This window comes from Methylophaga lonarensis MPL (assembly GCF_000349205.1).
GTDB lineage: Bacteria > Pseudomonadota > Gammaproteobacteria > Nitrosococcales > Methylophagaceae > Methylophaga > Methylophaga lonarensis.
Genome location: NZ_APHR01000079.1, coordinates 1 through 20,351, shown reverse-complemented (window position 1 = coordinate 20,351; position 20,351 = coordinate 1). Strand labels below are relative to the sequence as shown.

The following is a 20,351-nucleotide window of genomic DNA, read 5'->3' as shown; positions in this document are numbered from 1 at the left end:
CCTGTTTCAGCTAAGCATGGTGTTGCAAGTATTTCTGGGGGCCAGAATCTTCCGCGAAGCACATTTTCGCAGCCGAATGATGGCTTGTCTGGTGATGGTGATGGGCAGTCTGCTGGTACTTTATGCCTGAGCCTCATTGAGTTCGGTCAAGGTCAGGGCAGGTTGAAAAACAGAGATTTTTTGCCTCTGCACTGTTATGATTTTTCTGATTATCCGCCTCTGAAATTCTCGCTGTAACGGCGACCTTGATGTGATTCCACAATGACTTTTGATGATTTATTCCTAGACGACATACTGCTCAAAGCCGTGACTGGTGCAGGTTATGTCACACCCACCCCTATTCAAGCCGCAGCGATTCCACCAATATTTGCTGGCAGAGATGTGCTGGCGGGTGCCGCCACCGGCACCGGAAAAACCGCCGCGTTTGTTTTACCCATCTTGCAGCGTCTGCTTGATGAGAAGTCTGAATCGTCAGCGGCCAGCGTGCTGATATTGGCGCCAACCAGAGAGCTGGCCCATCAAATCCAGCATGTGATCGAGTTGTTGGGCCGCGAGATCAGACCTAAAGTCGTGATGTTGACCGGCGGCATTAATGTCGGACGTCAGCACGATTTGCTCAATCAGTCATGTGATGTGCTGATTGCCACTCCGGGTCGTTTGCTGAGCATGGTCGAAAATAAAGCCGTGGATCTTCAGCAGATTGAACTGGTGGTGATCGACGAAGCTGACCGGATGCTGGATATGGGACAAGGTCCTGATGTGATGATGTCACTTGCAAGCATTGAACATCGCTTTCAATGCTGCCTTTTCTCAGCAACACTCTCTGGCCATGGCATCAAGCTGTTTGCCGACAATGTGCTCAAAGATCCAGAGCACATCCAGCTGCATGCGGCCAATGCGCAGACCGATCGGATTAGTCATTATGTTTATCTGGCCGACAATCATGAACACAAGCAGTTGTTACTGACCACGGTGCTCAAGTCAGCGGAGTGTCAGCGTGCCCTGGTGTTCTGTAACAAACGTGAACGTGCAGAAGAATTGACCGAGTGGCTGCAATCACAAAACCTGTCAGCCCAGGTATTGCATGGTGATTTTGATCTGGCTCAACGCAGACAGCGCATTCGTAAATTTCGCGAAGGTCAAATCAAGATCACCGTCGCCACCGATGTCGCAGCACGCGGACTGGATCTGCCCGATGTCAGCCATGTCATCAACTACGATATCCCCTATCGCGGTGATACCTACATTCACCGGGTGGGTCGAACTGGACGTGGCGAACAGCATGGCACTGCCATCAATCTGGTAGAGCCACATGACCACCAAAACCTCGAGCGTATTGAGTTTCACATGCAGGCACAGCTGCCCATTCGTAAGCTCAAAGGTCTGGCGGCTAAAGGCAAAGCCAATCGCGCGCTGATGAAAAAACGCGAAACCAAAACACGCTATGTCAGCAAAGCGTTAAGACAGCCACCAGCCACGGATACCCCGCAAGACTGACGCTGAAATCAGCCGGTATTTCGCATACCGGCTGAGATAGCACTGATGGTGCGCATCAGCGGATCCTGCCAACGCGATACCTGTTCGGCATCATCTATCGACTCGCGATAACGTTTAATCAACATCAACTGAATATGATTCAGCGGATCAAGATAAGGTTGCCGGCGACGCAGTGACAATGCCAAAACCGGGTTTTCACTGATCAGCACATCAGATTCAACCAGTGATAACACCTGCCGAACCGTTTGCTGATATTCGCTGAAGATCAGCGCATACACATGTCCCGTAGTCAGTCTTTGCTGACATAACTCCGCATAATTGGCGGCAATGCCCATATCGGCTTTGGATAATGACATCTGAGTATTACTGAGCAAGGCACGAAAGAACGGCCAGTCACGGTACATTTGTTGCAGTTGCACCAGGCGCTCTGGTTGCTCTTCCACCCAACGCGATAATGCGGTTCCGATGCCATACCAGGCGGGCAATGTAAAACGTGACTGCGCCCAGGCAAAAACCCAGCCTATCGCTCTGACGGATTTTATTGATCGATCCCCGGCTTTGCGGTGGGAAGGCCGCGAACCAATATTCATCATGCTGATTTCGCCGACCGGACAGGCTTCGTAAAAGAAGTCGAGAAAACCGGGGGTTTGGCTCTGTCAGCTGCCTATAGGTCTGCTCTCCGGTCTCTGCCAATGACTGCATGATCGACATATATTCATCATTGACCACCGGACGTTCAGTCACCAGACCACGGCTGGCTTTGATCAAGGCACTGATGCCCATTCCCAGCTCATAAGCGGCAGTTTCGGTATTACCGTATTTGAATGACAGCACCTCACCCTGCTCTGTGAACTTGATCTGACCATGTACCGAACCTGCGGGTTGAGCCAGAATCGCGTCATGGGTTGGACCACCACCACGGCCAATGGTCCCGCCACGTCCGTGGAACATACGACATTGAATTCCATGCTGACGCGCCAGAGTACTGATGGTGCGCTGTGCCAGAAACAGATTCCAGCCGGATGCCAGAATGCCGCCATCCTTACACGAGTCAGAGTAGCCCAGCATAACTTCCTGCAAATCTCCGGAAGCTCCCAGCATCTCTCGATAAACCGGGTTTTCCAACAATGCAGTCATCACCGGTTCAATCCGCATCAGGTCGTCAATGGTTTCAAACAGCGGTGCAACACGTAACTGACAAAACGCCTGCCCCTCATCATAGCCAGCAAGCCCGGACTGCTGAGCCAACCAGAGTACTTCCAGAATATGACTGGCCTCGTGGGTCATGGAAATCACATAACTTCCAAACACACGTGGACTGACATCCCGCTGCATACGGGCCATCAATTCAAACACGGCTATGGTTTCACGTGTTTCAGCGGTCAGCGCCGATGAATCGATTGCGACGCGCTGTTGTGAGCGCAAGTAATCACTCAGCAACGCTTGTCTTGCCGATTCATCCAGTTGCAAATAATTGTCGCTCAGTCCGCCTGCCTGTAACAGTTCGGCAACCGTGGCACTGTGGCGATTGGATTCCTGACGAATATCGAGTTGATAAAGACAAAAGCCAAAAGTCTCGACCAGACGAAGTAAATCGGTCAATTCTGCAGCGGCCAAGTCTGCGTCGCCATGATGATGCATTGAGTCATGAATCAGTTGCAGATCGGCCAAGAACTCGGCTTCGTTCTGATAAGCAACACCCAATGATTCGACATGCTGTTCTGGTTTGAAATACTGCTGCATCAAGCGCAGGTTGTCTTCCAACCTGAAACGCATCATGTAGAGTTTGCGTCGGTAGGGTTCGCTGACAAATCGCTGCTGATTGGTCGCAAAAGCATCGCTAAAACGCTGCTCACAGGCCGAAATATCGGCAGCCAAAGCCTCGCTGATCTCCGATAACGGTTCAGATTGTGTCAGCAAGAACATCAATTTAGTGACATCATCCAAATAGCGTCGCAGCACGGTTCGCTGCTGCAGCATAATCGCCATTTCAGTTGTTTCAGCGGTGACAAATGGATTGCCATCGCGATCACCGCCTATCCAGGAACCGAATCTGATGAACTGTGGAATCTGAAAGTGCGGGTTGGCGTCCAACTCATCGGCATAGACTCTGCGAATGGCATTGCCAAGATTTCGATAACATCTGGGGACCGCATCAAACAAACTGACATTGAAGTAATACAGGCCGTTTTTGACTTCGTCACGCACACTGGGTTTGATCGGGCGCACTTCATCCGTCACCCACAAAAGCTGGATCTGACGCTTGAGTTCGGCACGAATTCGCGCTTCGTCAAAAGCCGTCAGCGGGTTATTGGTCAATTGCGCATCCAGCAAAAACACGCGACGCAGAATCTCCATTACTGTACGTCGTTTGGATTCGGTCGGATGCGCCGTAAACACTGGCATAAAATTCAGGGTATTGAGCAATTGCTGTAACTGCTCAAGCGTCACGCCCTCACTTTTTAAAAGTCGGAGCGTGTCAAGATATGAACCACTCCATAAATCGCCACCATTTCTGAGCTGTATCTGGCGGTTATGATGATGGAAGGCTTCTTCAGCCGTGTTGACCAGGCTGAAATAGATACTGAAGGCGCGAATCACATCGCGCAAGGTATCGTCATCCAGTTGCTTGATGACGGAGATCAGCTGCTCTTTGAGCAAGGGGTCATGCTCCTTACGCAGTCTGATAAAGCCTTTGCGTAAGGTTTCTATTGTCTGGAACAGACGAGTTCCCGAACGTTCCTCAATCACCTCACCAAGCAGATTGACCAGAAAACGAACATGCGTGCGCAGATCCTTGTCATTCAGTAATGGCAAAGACGCAACCGTATCGAACACTGAAACGGCCCGAAGTGTCTGACTTGAAGTCATAATCAATTTCCGTTGAGTGTTTGGTAAAGACTTTGATAAGCCTGTGCACTGATGTGCCAGCTAAAATCCTGCGCCATCGCAGTGAGCATCATGCGTCGCCATTTTCGCGGATGCTGATACAACTCCAGAACACGTTGCAAGGTTTCTGTCAGTGATTCCACACTGGCCTGCTCAAAGACAAAGCCGGTGGCGGTTGAATCCTTAAGGTTATCTTCACTGGCATCCACAACGGTATCTGCCAGACCACCGGTACGGCGAACCACTGGCAAGCTGCCATAGCGAAGACTGTACATCTGGTTGAGACCACACGGTTCAAAACGAGAAGGCATTAAAAATACATCTACCCCGGCTTCGATCTGGTGTGACAGGGCTTCGTCATAACCGATATTGACAGCAACCTTGTCAGGATACCTTGCGCGCAGCACGCGCAGTTCCTGCTCAAAACCCGGTTCTCCACTGCCAAGACAAACCAGTTGAATATCTGCACCGTTGCTCAACAGAGTATTTATCGCCGCTATCGAGAGATCAATGCCTTTTTGTGGTACCAGACGACTGATCAGTCCGACCAACAGCGTTTCTGCTCGTTCCGGCAGATACATGCGTTGTTGCAAAGCAGACTTGTTAACGCTTTTGTTGCGCAAGGTCGCGCTGCTGTAGTTTTTGCTCAGATACGGATCTTTACCGGGATGCCATTGCTGAGTATCAATACCGTTCAAAATTCCTGTCAGCCGACCTTGTTCTGCGCGTAATTTCAACAATCCTTCAAGGCCATAGCCAAATTCATAATGGCAAATTTCCTGGGCATAGGTTGGGCTGACCGTGGTGATGTGATCGGCAAACATTAAGCCGCCTTTCATAAATGACAGTAATCCATAAAACTCAAGACCATCCATCTGCCAGAGCGCTTCTGGAAGATCCAGCGCTTCAAAGGTTTCTCTGGAAAACAAGCCCTGATAGGCAAGGTTGTGAATAGTAAATACGGTTTTTGGCCGATGCTCTCGTTGGCTCAACAAGGCGGGTGCCAAGCCGGTTTGCCAATCGTTACAATGAACGATATCCGGTTGCCAGTTCAGTCCCGCTTCATTGCAAGCGATTGCAACAATGGTTCTGGAAAGTAGTGCAAATCGCGCCGCGTTATCATGCCAGTCACGGCCATCTGGCTGACTGTAAGGGCCACCATCACGGTCAAAATGATGAGGTGATTGCAGTAGCCACAACACCACATTGGTATCCGGTAAGCGTGTCTCCAACAGGGTCACCGGCTGGTGATAACCATCCAGTTTAAGTGATGCCACTTCTTTTGCATCATCGATCTGTGCCAGAGTTTGGCGATAGGCAGGCATCAGGATTCTGATATCTTCGCCGTTTTGATGCAGCGCAATCGGCAAGCTAGCAGAAACATCTGCCAGGCCGCCCGATTTCATCAGTGGATGCACCTCACTGCTGGCAAACAGAATTTTTCCCACGAGACCCTCCCAAAAATTGTACAATCCGACAATTATATCTGGTCACGGGCTGAGCCACAGCCTGCTACGGGAGAAAACATGCAAACCTGCACAATTATTATCTTTGGTGCCACTGGCGACCTGTCTAAAAAGAAACTGTTACCCGCGCTGTATCATCTGGATGCCGAGCAGCGTCTCACTGCAGACACAAAAATCATCTGCCTCGGCCGTAGAGAAATGCCACAAGCCGAGTGGCTCGAACAAGTGACCGAATATGTGTCAGACAAAGCACGTGGCGGTGTAGACGCCGCAACACTGGAAAGATTTCTGGCCCGGGTCAGCTTCTTCAAGCATGACATCAACACCCCTGAAGATTACAAGGCAATGGCTGACTTGCTGAAAAAACCTGAGAACAGTTTTTCAAGCAATATCGTGTTCTACCTGTCGATCAGTCCCTCACTGTTTGGTGTGGTGGGCGATCAGCTGGCTGCAGTCGGTCTCAACAACGAACAAGATGGCTGGCGTCATCTGGTGGTGGAAAAACCGTTTGGTTATGACCAGAAAAGTGCTGAACAACTTGAGCAGATTCTGCGTAAGAACTTTACCGAGCAACAAACCTACCGGATCGATCACTACCTGGGCAAAGGCACCGTGCAGAATATCTTTGTATTCCGCTTTGCCAACCTGTTGCTGGAACCACTCTGGAATCACAAATACATAGACCATGTGCAGATCACACACGCTGAACAACAAGGTGTGGGTGGACGTGCTGGTTACTACGACGGCTCCGGCGCTCTGCGTGACATGATCCAAAGTCACCTGCTGCAAGTCATGGCCCTGGTTGCCATGGAACCCCCTGCCGATCTGGATGACGAGTCGCTGCGTGACGAAAAAGTCAAAGTACTGAAATCAATTCGCCCGATTACTTCTGACATGGTGGATCAACATGCTTTCCGTGGTCAGTATTCTGCCGGCGAAGTGAATGGCCAGAAGATCCCTGGCTATCTTGAAGACGAAGAAGTGCCTAAAGACAGCGTCACAGAAACGTATGCCGCGATGAAAATCTACATCGATAACTGGCGCTGGCGTGGTGTTCCTTTCTATCTGCGCACGGGTAAATGCATGCCAGAATCGAAAGCCATGATCGCCATTCGCTTCAAAAAGCCGCCACTTGAATTGTTCAAGGACACCAAAATTGGCGACAGTCACGCCAACTGGATTGTCATGGGGCTTCAACCAGATAACACCCTGCGTATTGAGTTACAAGCCAAGCAACCAGGGCTGGAAATCAAGGCACACACCGTCGCACTGGAAACCGTTGAGTCAGAAGACAAAAAACACAAACTTGATGCCTATGAAGCCTTGATCTTGGATGCTATTCAGGGCGATCGTTCATTGTTCCTGCGCTCTGACGAAGTCAATCTGGCCTGGAAAGCGGTCGACCCGATTCTGGAAAAATGGGCACAGGATAAAGACTTTGTTCATACCTACCCTGCTGGCACCTGGGGCCCCGATGCTGTCTCGACACTGATGGATGATCCCTGCCACGTCTGGCGTAATAACCTGTAAGTCGGTTAATTCATTCCACAAAAAAACCCGCAGCATTGACTGCGGGTTTTTTGTATATGCCCAGGTATTTTGTTGGTCCTGTTAGCTCAGGTGAGTGCCTGGCCCATTTTCACCGCTGTGCCAGCTTGCCATTTTGAGGCAAAGCTTTTTGCCTGTTTCGGCAGCAGAATAATCACCGTTGATCCCATATTGAAGCGACCCATTTCCTGACCTTTTTCAAGCTGAACAAGATGGTCCTTGTCGTAATGCCATTGTCTGATACTGCGGCCGTATGGCGGCGTTATCTGGCCGCTCCAGACGGTTTCCATACTGCCAACAAATATTGCTCCCACCAGAATCAGCACCATTGGCCCCTCTGCCGTCTCAAACACCGTCACCAGTCTTTCATTTCTGGCAAACAAATCCGGCACCGCGCGCACAGTGCGCGGGTTGACTGAGAATAATTTGCCAGGGATATACGTCATCTGCAGCAAACGACCCGACAGTGGCATATGAATTCGGTGATAGTCACGTGGTGACAGATAAATGGTTGCAAACTGCCCTTCACTGAACTGCTGACTCAAAGCTTCATCACCCGCCAACAGATCATTAAGCCGATAATGGCGCCCCTTGGCCTGTATCAGTTGATCGTTCGTGATGGCACCCAGCTGACTAATGACTCCGTCAACAGGCGACGCCAAAACTGAGTTATCACCCTCCAGCGGGCGACTGCCAGATTTCAGACTCCGGGTAAAAAAAGCATTGAAACTGGGATAGCTGTTGAGATCCGGATTTGCCGCTTCAGCCATGTTGACCTGATATTTACTGGCCACAAAGCGAATTAATCGCTGCTTGAGCCAAGGCCGTTTTGATTGCGTCAACCGGTGCATGATGACAGACAAAAAGTGCTGGGGAATCAGATACTGAGGCAATGTCAGCAAACGATCCGAGCCTGACGCTTCGTTGGTCTCATCCTGCTTCTGTGGTTTATTCAAGTCATCTCCCCTTTTACCCGATGGGCAAGCTTGTCATAATCTGGTGACGCGCCATCTGCCAATACAAAATCACGGAGTATACCAAGCAATGAATCTGCAACTGCGCCTGTTTACCAGTATTGTCTGCTTGTTACTGATGCTGTCCACCAGTCATTTTGCTCACGCCAACCCCAGTTCGGCGATTTATTTCACACTCGAAGAACCGTTCACTATTAACTTCCTTCGACAAAGCTCTCAGCGAGCCCGCTATTTGCAGATTCGTGTGGCGATCCGGTCGGATGATGCCCGTGTCATCCAAGCTGTCGAACAAAACCAGCCGATGATTCAGGACGGCTTGCGTGTTTTGTTTTCCGAACAAAGCATGGACACGGTAAGTTCTGTCGAGGGCAGGCAACAACTTCAGGCCGAGGCACTGGCCGTTGTTCGCAACATTATTCAGCAAGAGCTGGGCCGCGACAACATCGATCAGGTCTACTTCCCCAGCTTTATCTGGCAATAAACAGGCACATTAATTGCTACTCACTTAACAACTTCATGGAAGCACATGACACATGGCTGAACAAAAAGACGATATTGAACTGGTAGAACCCAAAAAGAAATCACGCTTAATGCTGATCGTGATCGCAGCGGTGGTTCTGCTGCTGGTAGCCGTCGGCGCGGGCTACTTCCTGCTATCGGGTGATAGTGACGCAGAGACAACGCCAGTGCGAGGTCCAGCTATCTATCACAGCATAGACAGTCCCTTTATTGTCAATTTTGCCGACCAGAGCGACAGTGCTGTCAGGTACCTGCAAATCCGAATGAAAGTCATGACACGTGATCAAAAAGTGATTGATGCTTTTGTTCACCACGAACCGGCTCTGCAACACGAGCTGTTGCTGCTGTTCTACAGTCAAAATTATGACGATCTGAACACAACGCAAGGGACTCAGGCGCTGCAACAATCATCGCTTGAGCTGATTAACGAATTTCTCCGGACTGAGTCTGGCATACAGGATGGTGTCGAAGCCGTACTGTTCACCAGCCTCATCATGCAATAACCATGGCTGTTCACGACATACTCTCCCAGGATGAAGTTGATGCCCTGCTCAATGGGCTGGGTGACGGTGAGCTGGAAACCAAAGAACAGTCGACTACCGATAACAGCGCTCCCAGACAATATGATTTTGGCAACGAAGAGCGAATCATTCGTGGCCGAATGCCAACGCTGGAAATGATCAACGAACGTTTTGGCCGTTATCTTCGCATTAATCTGTTCAACATGCTGCGTCGCTCAGCCGAAATTTCAGTCGGCGGTGTCCAGGTAATGAAGTTTTCTGAATACGTTCACACGCTATTTGTGCCCACCAGCCTCAACCTGATTCATCTGCATCCTCTGCGCGGCACCGGGCTTGTGGTATTCGAACCTAAACTGGTGTTCACACTGCTGGACAACTATTTTGGCGGCGAAGGTCGCTTTCAAGCGCGTATTGAGGGTCGTGAATTCACCGCCACCGAATTACGTGTCATTCACATGGTGTTGCAATTATGTTTCCGCGACTTGACCGAAGCATGGTCGCCCGTGATGCCCGTCAACTTCGAATTTGTCAGTCATGAAGTCAACCCGCAGTTTGCCAATATTGTCAGCCCCAGTGAGGTGGTAGTGATCTCCACTTTCCACATCGAACTGGACGGTGGTGGTGGCGCTCTGCATGTCACCTTGCCCTATTCAATGCTGGAACCCATCCGTGAGTTGCTGGATACCGGTCTGCAAAGCGATCGTAGTGCTGATGATGGCAGATGGGGTCGATCGATGCGTGAAGAGATTATGCAGGCAGATGTTGAAATGTCGGCAGTACTTGCCGAGAAACAATTGACGCTGCGGCAGGTTAGAGATCTCAAAGTGGGTGACATCATTCCAATCGATATGCCCAAGAACGTCACGGCAATGGTAGAGAAGGTCCCCATGTTCAGAGCCACTTTTGGTGAACACAACGATAAGGCGGCTCTGAAAATCGTCAGTGTTATCGAACATCCCAAGGACACAACTCCCAACTATCAGTTAAAAGCAAAGGCCAAGAAACAATGAGCGAAGATACTAAACAAGACGATCAGGCACTGGCCGATGAATGGGCCGCTGCTCTCGAAGAACAAACCCCTGACAACGAATCTGATGCTGATCCATGGGCTGAAGCCCTGGCAGAACAGGCGGAGTCCGAGCAAAGCACACAAAGTCAGGCGAATCCTGCACCGGTTGCCAAGCTTGATGATGATTCCAAACCACGCAGCGATGTGGATTTGGACATGGTGCTGGATATCCCTGTCACCATCTCAATGGAGATAGGTCGCACCAAAATCAATATCCGCAACCTGCTGCAGTTGAGTCAGGGCTCAGTGGTCGAGCTGGATAGACTGGCCGGCGAACCGATGGACGTACTGGTCAACGACACACTGATTGCCCATGGCGAGGTGGTCGTAGTCAATGACAAGTTTGGCATTCGCTTGACCGATGTCATCAGCGCTGCTGAACGCATCAAGAAGTTACGATGAGATGAAACGCATTATCAGCCTCATCTCATCGGTTTTTTTACTGATACCTGCGCTAACACAGGCAGCCGAAACAGTCGCCAAATCTGAACCTGTCAGACAAATGACCAGCAGCCCGTTGTCAGCGGCCAGTCTGCTGCAGACCCTGATGGGGCTGTTTCTGGTATTGGGCGTGATTGCGCTGATGGCTTTCTTGCTCCGTCGGAGCAGTCATTTTTACGGAATGGGCAATGGGCAGATGCGCGTTGTAGCCTCGCTTTCGCTTGGGCCGCGTGAACGTGCCGTTGTGGTTCAGGTCGGTCAGCAGCAGGTGATGCTTGGCATCAGTCCACAACAAATCAATACCCTGCTGGTGCTGGATAAACCTTTGGACACTGCGTCTGATCCGACCGCTGAGTCTGGCTTTGCCGAGCGACTTCGCAAGATCATGCAACAACAAAAGGCCTCATCATGATTCGTTTAATGTTGTTGCTGCCATTGTTGCTGCCCGTACCCGCCATGGCCGAAACTGGTATCCCGGCACTGACCATCACCACCGGCGAAGACGGCCAGCAAAGTTATTCACTGACCTTGCAAATCCTGGCGTTAATGACCGTATTAACGCTGTTGCCGGCCGCCCTGATGATGATGACCTCATTCACACGAATCATTATTGTGCTGGCGATATTACGTCAGGCCATGGGGGTTCAGTCGACCCCGTCCAATCAGATCCTGATTGGCCTGGCGCTGTTTTTGACCATATTCATCATGCATCCGGTGTTTAGTGCGGCCTATGACAATGGTGTCCGCCCCTATCTGGATGGGGAAGTCTCGGCAACTCAGGCGGTTGAACAGGTCAGTGAGCCATTTCGTGATTTCATGCTGGCACAAACACGAGAAAGTGATCTGGCACTGTTTGCAGAAATCGGCGGTTATGAGGATTTACAAAGCGCGGATGATGTTCCATTCAGTCTATTACTGCCGGCCTTTGTCACCAGTGAATTGAAAACCGCTTTTCAGATAGGTTTTCTGATCTTCATTCCGTTTTTGATTATTGATCTGGTCGTTGCATCAGTACTGATGGCAATGGGCATGATGATGTTGTCGCCCATGTTGATTTCCTTGCCGTTCAAACTGATGTTGTTTGTGTTAATTGATGGCTGGGCGCTGCTGATGGGCACACTGGCCTCGAGTTTTTATATCTAGTCATGACGCCTGAAACTGTCCTTACTGTGATGCAACAAACCCTTGAGGTGATCACCATCCTGATCGCTTTAATCCTGCTGCCTGCTCTGTTCATTGGCTTGTTGGTCAGCATGTTTCAGGCCGCCACCTCCATCAATGAGCAAACACTGACTTTTATACCCAAGCTTTTGATCACTATTCTGGTGCTGATGATGGCCGGACCGTGGATGCTCAACCTGGTGATCAGTTACACCCTTCGTTTGTTCGAAGATATTCCATTTCTGATCGGCTGACATGACGCTGTCACTGGCTGAAATTACCGGCTTGATTGGCAGCTATCTCTGGCCATTTTTTCGTATTGCCGGCCTGGTCACCGCTGCCCCTATTTTCAGTAGTAACTTCGTCAATGTACGCAGCCGCTTGTTGATAGCTATTGCTATCAGCATGGTCATGGTGCCAACCATCAACACACCGGTACCCAGCGTCACACCATGGAGTAGTGAGGGTGTACTACTGGTCGCACAACAACTGCTGATTGGTTTTTGCATGGGCTTCATGTTGCAGATGATGTTTAACGCTTTCATTATCGGCGGACAAATTATCGCGATGCAGATGGGCTTGGGCTTTGCCTCCATGATTGATCCACAAAACGGCATGACCGTACCGGTGATCAGTCAGTTTTATCTGATCTTTGTCAGCTTGCTGTTTCTGGCGATTGACGGTCATCTGATACTACTCATGGTATTACACGAGAGTTTCACGGTGATGCCGGTTGCAAGTAGCGGCATTGCGATTGAATCTTTTCGTGATGTGGCCTCGCTGGCTAGTTGGATGTATGCCGCAGCCATTATTGTGGCCTTGCCAGCGATTGGCTCTTTGATGATGGTCAATCTTGCCTTTGGTATTTTGTCCCGGGCAGCACCACAAATCAGTCCTTTTTCCATTGGTTTCCCTATGACCATCATTCTGGGCTTCGCCATCATCCTGGTGACACTGCCCAATGTCGCAGGCCATCTGGTCAGCATGTCCGACGAAATGCTGCAAATGGCCAGATTACTGGTGCAAAACGATGGCTGAAGAAAACAGCGGTCAGGAAAAAACGGAACAGCCCTCCGCCAAGCGTCTTGATGACGCGAAGCAAAAGGGCCAGGTTCCCCGATCACGTGAACTGACCACAGTGGTGGTTTTAATTGCCAGTGCCGTTGCCATGATGTTTATGGGTGAGCGGTTACTTCGCAGTCTGACTGAAGTGATGCAGGTTTCTTTCAGTTTCAGTCGCAGCCTGATTTTTGACACCGGCATGTTGGTCAATCAGTTGTGGTTGGGTGTCAGTATCGTGGCATTTGATCTGGGGATATTTCTGGCGGTAACGCTTATTGCGGCCTTGGCAGCTCCCGCCTTGATGGGCGGCTGGAATTTTTCTGGCCAGGCAATGGCTCCCAAACCTGAAAAGCTGGACCCAATCAAAGGCTTGAAGCGAATTTTCGGACCACAGGGCCTGATCGAGCTGGCCAAGGCGCTGGGAAAATTCCTGCTGGTGGGCGGTATCGCCACCTTTATTTTATGGGGGCTGCGCGCCCAATTATTGACGCTTGGCAAGCAGGAAGTAAATGTCGCGATGACCGAGCTGGCATCGCTAATCCTCTGGGTATTTCTACTGATTTGTTCCAGCTTGATTCTCATTGCAATGATTGATGTGCCCTTCCAGAAATGGAATCACATCAGACAGTTACGCATGACCAAGCAAGAAGTCAAAGATGAGCATAAGGAGACCGACGGTAGTCCGGAAGTGAAAGGCCGGATTCGCAGAATGCAAATTCAGCTATCACAACAGCGCATGATGCAGGACGTGCCCAATGCCGATGTAGTCATTACCAACCCGACACATTACGCCGTCGCGCTTCGCTATGATCAGTCAAAAAACGGTGCTCCAGTCCTGGTCGCCAAAGGCGCTGATCTGGTAGCACAACAAATCAGGCTGATTGCGGATCAGCATCAAGTGCCCGTGGTATCAGCACCTCCGCTTACCCGGGCTGTTTATTACAGCACCGAAATCGGTCAGGAAATTCCATCTGGTCTATATATTGCAGTAGCCCAGGTACTGGCATTTGTATTTCAGCTTCGTCGCTACCACACTCGGGGTGGCAACAAACCGAAACTGGATACCGAGCAATTGCCAATACCTGATGAACTGAAAAGAGACTGAGCGTAGATGGAAAACAATGCTGTTATTGGCCGTTTCAAGAAAGTATTGAACGGCCACATAGCCACGCCCATGCTTGTTGTTGCCTTGCTGGCCATGGTGGTGGTACCTCTGCCTCCATTTATGCTGGACATGTTGTTCAGCTTTAACATCGCATTGTCCCTGACCATCGTGCTTGCCAGCATCTACGTGATGAAACCGCTGCATTTTGCCGCGTTTCCCAGCATCCTGCTGATCGCGACATTGCTGCGTCTGGCCTTGAACGTCGCCTCGACCCGTATCGTTCTGCTTGAGGGACACACCGGTACTGCAGCAGCAGGCCAGGTCATTGAATCCTTTGGTGAATTTGTTATCGGCGGAAACTACACCGTCGGTTTTGTTGTGTTTGCCATTCTGGTCATTATCAACTTTGTGGTGGTCACCAAGGGTGCGACCCGTATCGCGGAAGTCAGTGCTCGCTTCACGCTTGACTCCATGCCTGGTAAGCAAATGGCTATTGACGCAGATCTGAATGCCGGTTTGATTACTCAGGATGAAGCTCGACTGCGGCGTGATGAAATCATGCAGGAATCAGACTTCTATGGCTCTATGGATGGTGCCAGTAAATTTGTCCGTGGCGATGCCATTGCCGGTATTTTGATCCTGCTGATTAATATCATCGGTGGCTTCATTATCGGTGTTGTTCAACATGATCTGACCTTTGCCCAGGCCGCACATAACTACACTTTGCTGACCATTGGTGATGGTCTGGTCGCTCAGATTCCATCGCTGTTGCTGGCTTCAGCAGCAGGCTTATTGATCACGCGCTCAACCAAAGAACAAGACATGGGTGAGCAAATTGTCGGTCAATTATTCAGTAACCCCAAAACACTGGCACTCACCTCCGGCATCGTGGGCGGCATGGGCTTGATTCCCGGCATGCCCAATCTGCCATTTCTGCTGCTTGCAGGGGCTGGCGGAGGCGGAGCCTGGCTGATGCATCAACGTCAAAAAGCCGCCACTGAAGCCGAAGTTGCAGCAGCCACGGCGCCAGCCGCAGCCTCACCTCGTGAGCAAAAAGAATTAAGTTGGGATGACTTGAGTCCTGTTGATCCAGTAGGTCTGGAAGTTGGCTATCGATTGATACCGCTGGTAGATAAAAACCAGGGCGGGCAGTTGATGAACAGAATCAAAGGCATACGCAAAAAAATCTCTCAGGAAATGGGGTTTTTGATCCCGCCAGTGCATATCCGTGACAATCTGGACCTCGCTCCTACCGCTTATCAGATCACTTTGTTTGGTGTCACGTTCGGTCAGGCGGAGGTCTACCCCGACAGAATGATGGCGATTAATCCCGGTCAAGTGTTTGGTGAACTGAATGGTATACAGGGCAAAGATCCCGCTTTTGGTCTGGATGCCGTGTGGATTGAACCAAGCCAGCGTGAAAATGCCCAGGCTCAAGGCTATACCGTGGTGGATGTCGACACCGTCATTGCCACGCACTTAAGCAAAATTTTGCAGAATTATGCACATGATCTGCTGGGCCGTGAGGAAGTACAGCATCTTCTCGATAACCTGGCCAAAGTCGCGCCCAAGCTGGTTGAGGGACTGGTGCCTGATCTTGTACCCCTGGGCACTGTACAGAAAGTTCTGCAAAACCTGCTGGTGGAAAATATTCCTATCCGTGATATCCGCACCATCACCGAAGCGATTTCCGAACAGGCCGTCCGCAACCCTGACCCTGAAGCCATCACTGCAGCGACTCGAATGGCACTGAGTCACTCCATTGTCCAGCATATCAATGGCACTCAACCGGATATGCCTATCATCACGCTTGACCCTGAGCTGGAACAGATATTGCTAAAAACACTGCAAGCGTCAGGTGAAGGTGGCGCCAGTCTTGAACCAGGATTGGCCGAAAATATGCACCGAAATCTTCAGGAGGCTACTCAACGTCAGGAAATGTCGGGTGAAGCCGCCATTCTGGTCGTACAGGCTGGCCTGAGATCCTGGATAGCTCGCTTTATCAGACATGCCATACCGGGATTGCATGTGTTGTCATACAACGAAATACCCGACGACAAGCAAATCAGAATTGTTGCCAATGTGGGTCGTTAGAATTGAGGATTGAAACATGAAAATCAAACGTTTCCAGGCTGCTGATGTCCGTCAGGCAATCCGAGAAGTCAGAGAGGTTCTGGGCCCTGATGCGGTCATTCTGTCCAACACGCGGGTGGATGGCGGAATAGAAATCGTTGCCGCCACAGATTACGATGAATCACAGTTTCGTCAACATGCTCAGGCGGCAGACTATCAATCACGAAGAGAACAGCCCACGGTCGAGATCAATCCTGCCGAACCGCCAAGAACCACAGCTCCTCTCAAAGAAAACATCTGGTCACAGGAACCTACACTGGTTCAGATGCGCAAGGAAATTGCAGGTTTGAGAGATATGTTACAAAACCAGTTATCGGATCTGACCTGGAAAGACCTTGCCAGACAGAGCCCGACGCAGATGGAACTGATTCAGCGCTATCTTCGCATGGGCGTTGATATGCAGTTGGCGCGTCAACTGACAACCAACCCTGTTGAGGACCTGGAAGTTGCATGGCGTCAATCTCTGGGCAAACTGGCTGCTCAGATTGATATACAAAACGATGACATTATCAGCACAGGTGGTATCTTCGCTCTGGTCGGTCCGACAGGTGTTGGCAAAACCACCACCATCGCCAAGCTGGCCGCTCGCTGCGCCTTGAAACACGGTGCACGCAATGTAGCCTTGATCACCACCGACTGCTATCGCATTGGTGGACAGGAACAATTGCGCAGTTATGCTCGCATACTGGGTGTCCCTGTGCGCGTCGCCAGAACGCATGACGAACTGTCAGATGCGCTGAATGACTTGCTTGATCGTCGCTTTATCCTGATAGATACTGCGGGAATGAATCCAAGAGATATGCATTTGGCCCAAAAGTTTGCATTACTGCAACAGCAATCGCCCCGTATCAAAACACTGCTGACATTGTCAGCAACCACTCAGGCAGCGGCCATCAATGATATTATCAAAGCATTCTCACACTTGGAGCTGCATGCTTGCATCATGACCAAAATCGACGAAGCCAGTAGTCTCGGAGCAGCAATCTCCGCATTGATTCAACACCGACTGCCGCTCGCCTACACTGGACATGGTCAACAAGTGCCTGAAGATCTGAGCCTGGCACGACCCAACACACTGGTCCATCAGGCTAGTGAACTGCTCAACAACGAACAACAACCGGAAGAACCCTTCATGTCCGGTTACGGAGGCTTTGCCGCCTATGGCTGAAACACCCCAGGATCAGGCTGCTGGTCTTCGAAAACTGACGCACCCTCCACGACCGGTAAAAGTCATTGCGATTGCCAGTGGTAAGGGGGGCGTCGGCAAAACCAATGTAACCGTCAATCTTGGCGTGGCACTGGCCAGCCAAGGCAAGGAAGTCGTGCTTTTGGATGCTGATCTGGGACTTGCCAACATCGATGTGATGCTGGGTCTGCATCCACAATACAATCTTCTGAATGTCCTGGAAGGCTCGAAATCCCTTCGTGAAATCATGGTAGAAGGTCCATCCGGGCTGAAAATAATCCCCGCGACCTCCGGTGTGCAGCGAATGGCTGAATTGAGTCCTGCAGAACATGCCGGAATGATTCAGGCTTTCAGTGAACTTGAACAGCATATCGACGTGCTGCTTATCGACAGTGCCGCAGGCATCGCCGACAGCGTAGTCAGTTTCACCCGTGCGGCGCAGGAAGTGATTGTGGTGGTCTGTGATGAACCGGCCTCCATCACCGATGCTTACGCGTTGATCAAATTACTGAGCCGGGATCACAAGGTTGAACGCTTTCATATTATTGCCAATATGTGCCGCAGTGTTCAGGAAGGTCGAGAACTATTCGACAAGATTGCGCTGGTTTGTGACCGTTTCCTTGATGTGACGCTGGATTTCATGGGCATTGTGCCTTTCGACGAAGATTTACGCCGTGCCGTCAAAAAACAACGTTCGGTGGTTGAATTCATCCCACGCAGCAAATCTGCAATGGCGTTTATGCACTTAGCCAAGAAGATCGAGCACTGGCCGGTGCTTAAGCAACCGCGTGGCCATATGGAGTTTTTTGTCGAACGCTTGATTCAGGCCAGCCTGGAATCTGCATGAGATGAATGGGGTATCCATGTATACCACACAGTCAATCGGATTAACGCAAAACGAGCTGATACAGCAACATGCGGGGCTGGTCAAACGCATTGCCTATCATCTGATTGCACGTTTACCACATACCGTCGATGTCGATGATTTGATTCAGGCAGGCATGATTGGCCTGCTTGATGCGGCCCAGCAATATAACGCTTCGCAGGGTGCCAGCTTTGAAACTTATGCTGGTATTCGTATTCGCGGTGCCATGCTCGATGAAATTCGACGCAATGATTGGGCACCCCGCTCGGTTCATCGCAAAGCACGCGAAATTGCTGAAGTCATCCACTCGCTGGAACAGCAGAATGGCCGCAATGCGCAGGATACCGAAATCGCCCAGGCCCTGGGCATCAGTCTGGAAGAGTATCACCAGCAACTGCACGAGGCGGCGGGTCATCAAATCTTCAGCCTGTCTGATTTCAGTGACAATGATGAATCATCAGCGCAGCCCATCAGCAGTATTCCGGTGCAACCCGATGAAGATGTGGAAAGTACAACGTTTCAGCAAGCTCTGGCTCAAGCTATTGATGGCCTGCCAGAACGAGAACGGTTAGTGATGAGCCTGTACTATAATGAAGAGTTGAATCTTAAAGAAATCGGCGAAGTACTGGGCGTGAGTGAGTCAAGAATCAGTCAGATTCACAGCCAGACCGTTATTCGGCTTCGCGCTAAATTAAAAGACTGGTTAAGTTGACCATGGGAGGTTTACATTGGACAAGAACATGAAAATCCTGATTGTGGATGACTTTTCCACAATGCGACGGATTATCAAGAATCTACTGAGAGATCTTGGTTTCAACAATACCGTTGAAGCAGATGACGGATTGACTGCCCTGCCGATTCTGAAAACCGGCACTATCGACTTTCTGGTCACTGACTGGAATATGCCAGGCATGCAAGGCATAGACTTGCTGAAAACCGTTCGCGCAGACGAAAAACTGTCTACGCTACCGGTGTTGATGGTCACCGCCGAAACCAAACGCGAACAAATCATCGAAGCCGCTCAGGCAGGCGTCAATGGTTATATCGTGAAACCTTTCACCGCCGCCACATTGAAAGAGAAAATCGAAAAAATCTTTGAACGAATCAATGCGCAGCAAGCGCAATAGAGGCCGTCATGGAACATATCGACAAAAATGCTCAACTGGATGCAGCAAAGGCACTGGTCACTGCCATAGAACAGGATGATGCGGCTCAAATTCAAAGTCAGCTAGGTATACTGAGTATTGCTCGTGAGAGCGAGCTGTTTCAGGAAATAGGCAAGATGACACGTGAACTTCACGAGGCATTAAGCAACTTCAATGTCGATCCTCGCCTGGTCGACTTGACCCAGAATGATATGCCCAACACCCGCGACCGTCTTAACTACGTCATTCAAACCACCGAAGAAGCTGCTCACAAAACACTGGGCTATATCGATCAAACACTACCACTGGCCAATGAGCTGAAACACAACGCTGACTTAATTGACAAGAGTTGGCATCGATTTCGCATGAGAGAAATGAGCGCCGAGGAATTTCGGACGCTGAGTCGGGAAATCGAAGCGTATTTGCCTGTGGTCAAAGCTCATGCTGACAGTATTCATCAGAATCTGTCTGAAATGACGCTGGCTCAAGGCTTTCAGGACTTGACCGGACAGGTTCTCAAGCAAGTGATCAGTCTGGTTGAAGAAGTGGAAGACAATCTGGTGAGACTGGTCAAAGTCGCCGGTCAGCATGCTGAGCTGAATGCTGAACGAAAAAAAGACCACAATCCAATCAAGGCTGAAGGCCCACAAATTAACGCCAAAGATAACCCCAATGTGATGAACAACCAGGATGATGTTGATGACTTGCTGTCGAGTCTCGGTCTAGAGGAAATCGCCATGGCGTTAGACACAGACGATGAAATTCTGCAG

At 50.3% G+C, this 20,351-nt stretch carries 20 protein-coding genes and 1 pseudogene; 17 read left to right on the top strand and 4 right to left on the bottom strand.

The window, feature by feature from the left end; all coding sequences use genetic code 11:
- Window positions 1–261: 261 nt before the first annotated feature.
- A complete protein-coding gene (locus MPL1_RS12510) occupies window positions 262–1,497 on the top strand; it encodes a DEAD/DEAH box helicase (protein WP_009727502.1) in 1,236 nt (411 codons plus the stop codon).
- Window positions 1,498–1,505: 8 nt separating this feature from the next.
- Here the strand turns inward: MPL1_RS12510 and MPL1_RS14405 are convergent, their stop codons facing one another.
- The 3 genes and pseudogenes from MPL1_RS14405 to glgA form a co-directional block, all read right to left on the bottom strand.
- Window positions 1,506–2,087 (bottom strand): phosphoenolpyruvate carboxylase, encoded by a 582-nt coding sequence (locus MPL1_RS14405; RefSeq protein ID WP_327036653.1) that lies wholly within the window; start codon window positions 2,085–2,087, stop codon window positions 1,506–1,508.
- A 121-nt stretch (window positions 2,088–2,208) separates the two neighbouring features.
- A pseudogene (locus MPL1_RS12505) lies at window positions 2,209–4,368 on the bottom strand (phosphoenolpyruvate carboxylase); the annotation flags it as partial.
- 2 nt (window positions 4,369–4,370) lie between these two features.
- Window positions 4,371–5,834: a glycogen synthase GlgA gene (glgA, locus tag MPL1_RS12500; protein WP_009727501.1), complete on the bottom strand. Its 1,464-nt coding sequence runs from the start codon at window positions 5,832–5,834 to the stop codon at window positions 4,371–4,373.
- A 78-nt stretch (window positions 5,835–5,912) separates the two neighbouring features.
- Between glgA and zwf the strand changes: the two genes are divergently transcribed.
- Window positions 5,913–7,382, top strand: a complete 1,470-nt coding sequence (gene zwf / locus MPL1_RS12495) for a glucose-6-phosphate dehydrogenase (protein WP_009727500.1) — start codon at window positions 5,913–5,915, stop codon at window positions 7,380–7,382.
- Window positions 7,383–7,468: 86 nt separating this feature from the next.
- Here zwf and asd read toward each other — a convergent pair whose 3' ends face one another.
- Entirely contained in the window at window positions 7,469–8,356 is an 888-nt protein-coding gene (gene asd / locus MPL1_RS12490; RefSeq protein ID WP_009727499.1) for an archaetidylserine decarboxylase, read from the bottom strand.
- An 88-nt stretch (window positions 8,357–8,444) separates the two neighbouring features.
- Here asd and MPL1_RS12485 point away from each other — a divergent pair, with 88 nt between their 5' ends.
- From MPL1_RS12485 to MPL1_RS12415, 15 genes are all read left to right on the top strand, one after another.
- Entirely contained in the window at window positions 8,445–8,855 is a 411-nt protein-coding gene (locus tag MPL1_RS12485) for a flagellar basal body-associated FliL family protein (RefSeq protein ID WP_009727498.1), read from the top strand.
- 52 nt (window positions 8,856–8,907) lie between these two features.
- Window positions 8,908–9,396: a flagellar basal body-associated FliL family protein gene (locus MPL1_RS12480; protein ID WP_009727497.1), complete on the top strand. Its 489-nt coding sequence runs from the start codon at window positions 8,908–8,910 to the stop codon at window positions 9,394–9,396.
- 2 nt (window positions 9,397–9,398) lie between these two features.
- The gene (gene fliM / locus MPL1_RS12475; protein ID WP_009727496.1) at window positions 9,399–10,424 is read left to right on the top strand and encodes a flagellar motor switch protein FliM; all 1,026 of its coding nucleotides are present in this window, start codon (window positions 9,399–9,401) and stop codon (window positions 10,422–10,424) included.
- The gene (gene fliN / locus MPL1_RS12470) at window positions 10,421–10,885 is read left to right on the top strand and encodes a flagellar motor switch protein FliN (RefSeq protein ID WP_009727495.1); all 465 of its coding nucleotides are present in this window, start codon (window positions 10,421–10,423) and stop codon (window positions 10,883–10,885) included. The genes fliM and fliN overlap by 4 nt, the downstream gene beginning before the upstream one ends.
- The gene (gene fliO, locus MPL1_RS12465) at window positions 10,845–11,336 is read left to right on the top strand and encodes a flagellar biosynthetic protein FliO (protein WP_235045590.1); all 492 of its coding nucleotides are present in this window, start codon (window positions 10,845–10,847) and stop codon (window positions 11,334–11,336) included. The genes fliN and fliO overlap by 41 nt, the downstream gene beginning before the upstream one ends.
- Window positions 11,333–12,067: a flagellar type III secretion system pore protein FliP gene (gene fliP / locus MPL1_RS12460; protein ID WP_009727493.1), complete on the top strand. Its 735-nt coding sequence runs from the start codon at window positions 11,333–11,335 to the stop codon at window positions 12,065–12,067. Before fliO ends, fliP begins: the two co-directional genes overlap by 4 nt.
- A 2-nt stretch (window positions 12,068–12,069) precedes the next feature.
- Window positions 12,070–12,339: a flagellar biosynthesis protein FliQ gene (fliQ, locus tag MPL1_RS12455; RefSeq protein ID WP_009727492.1), complete on the top strand. Its 270-nt coding sequence runs from the start codon at window positions 12,070–12,072 to the stop codon at window positions 12,337–12,339.
- A 1-nt stretch (window position 12,340) separates the two neighbouring features.
- Window positions 12,341–13,123 (top strand): flagellar biosynthetic protein FliR, encoded by a 783-nt coding sequence (gene fliR, locus MPL1_RS12450; protein WP_009727491.1) that lies wholly within the window; start codon window positions 12,341–12,343, stop codon window positions 13,121–13,123.
- Window positions 13,116–14,252: a flagellar biosynthesis protein FlhB gene (gene flhB, locus MPL1_RS12445; protein ID WP_009727490.1), complete on the top strand. Its 1,137-nt coding sequence runs from the start codon at window positions 13,116–13,118 to the stop codon at window positions 14,250–14,252. The genes fliR and flhB overlap by 8 nt, the downstream gene beginning before the upstream one ends.
- Before the next feature lie 6 nt (window positions 14,253–14,258).
- A complete protein-coding gene (flhA, locus tag MPL1_RS12440; RefSeq protein WP_009727489.1) occupies window positions 14,259–16,346 on the top strand; it encodes a flagellar biosynthesis protein FlhA in 2,088 nt (695 codons plus the stop codon).
- A gap of 16 nt (window positions 16,347–16,362) precedes the next feature.
- Window positions 16,363–17,553 (top strand): flagellar biosynthesis protein FlhF, encoded by a 1,191-nt coding sequence (gene flhF, locus MPL1_RS12435; protein ID WP_009727488.1) that lies wholly within the window; start codon window positions 16,363–16,365, stop codon window positions 17,551–17,553.
- Window positions 17,546–18,418: a MinD/ParA family protein gene (locus MPL1_RS12430; RefSeq protein WP_009727487.1), complete on the top strand. Its 873-nt coding sequence runs from the start codon at window positions 17,546–17,548 to the stop codon at window positions 18,416–18,418. Before flhF ends, MPL1_RS12430 begins: the two co-directional genes overlap by 8 nt.
- A gap of 16 nt (window positions 18,419–18,434) precedes the next feature.
- Window positions 18,435–19,148, top strand: coding sequence for an RNA polymerase sigma factor FliA (locus MPL1_RS12425; protein ID WP_009727486.1), 714 nt, complete (start codon window positions 18,435–18,437; stop codon window positions 19,146–19,148).
- A 28-nt stretch (window positions 19,149–19,176) separates the two neighbouring features.
- Window positions 19,177–19,563: a chemotaxis response regulator CheY gene (cheY, locus tag MPL1_RS12420; RefSeq protein WP_009727485.1), complete on the top strand. Its 387-nt coding sequence runs from the start codon at window positions 19,177–19,179 to the stop codon at window positions 19,561–19,563.
- An 8-nt stretch (window positions 19,564–19,571) separates the two neighbouring features.
- A partial coding sequence (locus MPL1_RS12415; protein WP_009727484.1) for a protein phosphatase CheZ occupies window positions 19,572–20,351 on the top strand: 780 nt, incomplete at its 3' end.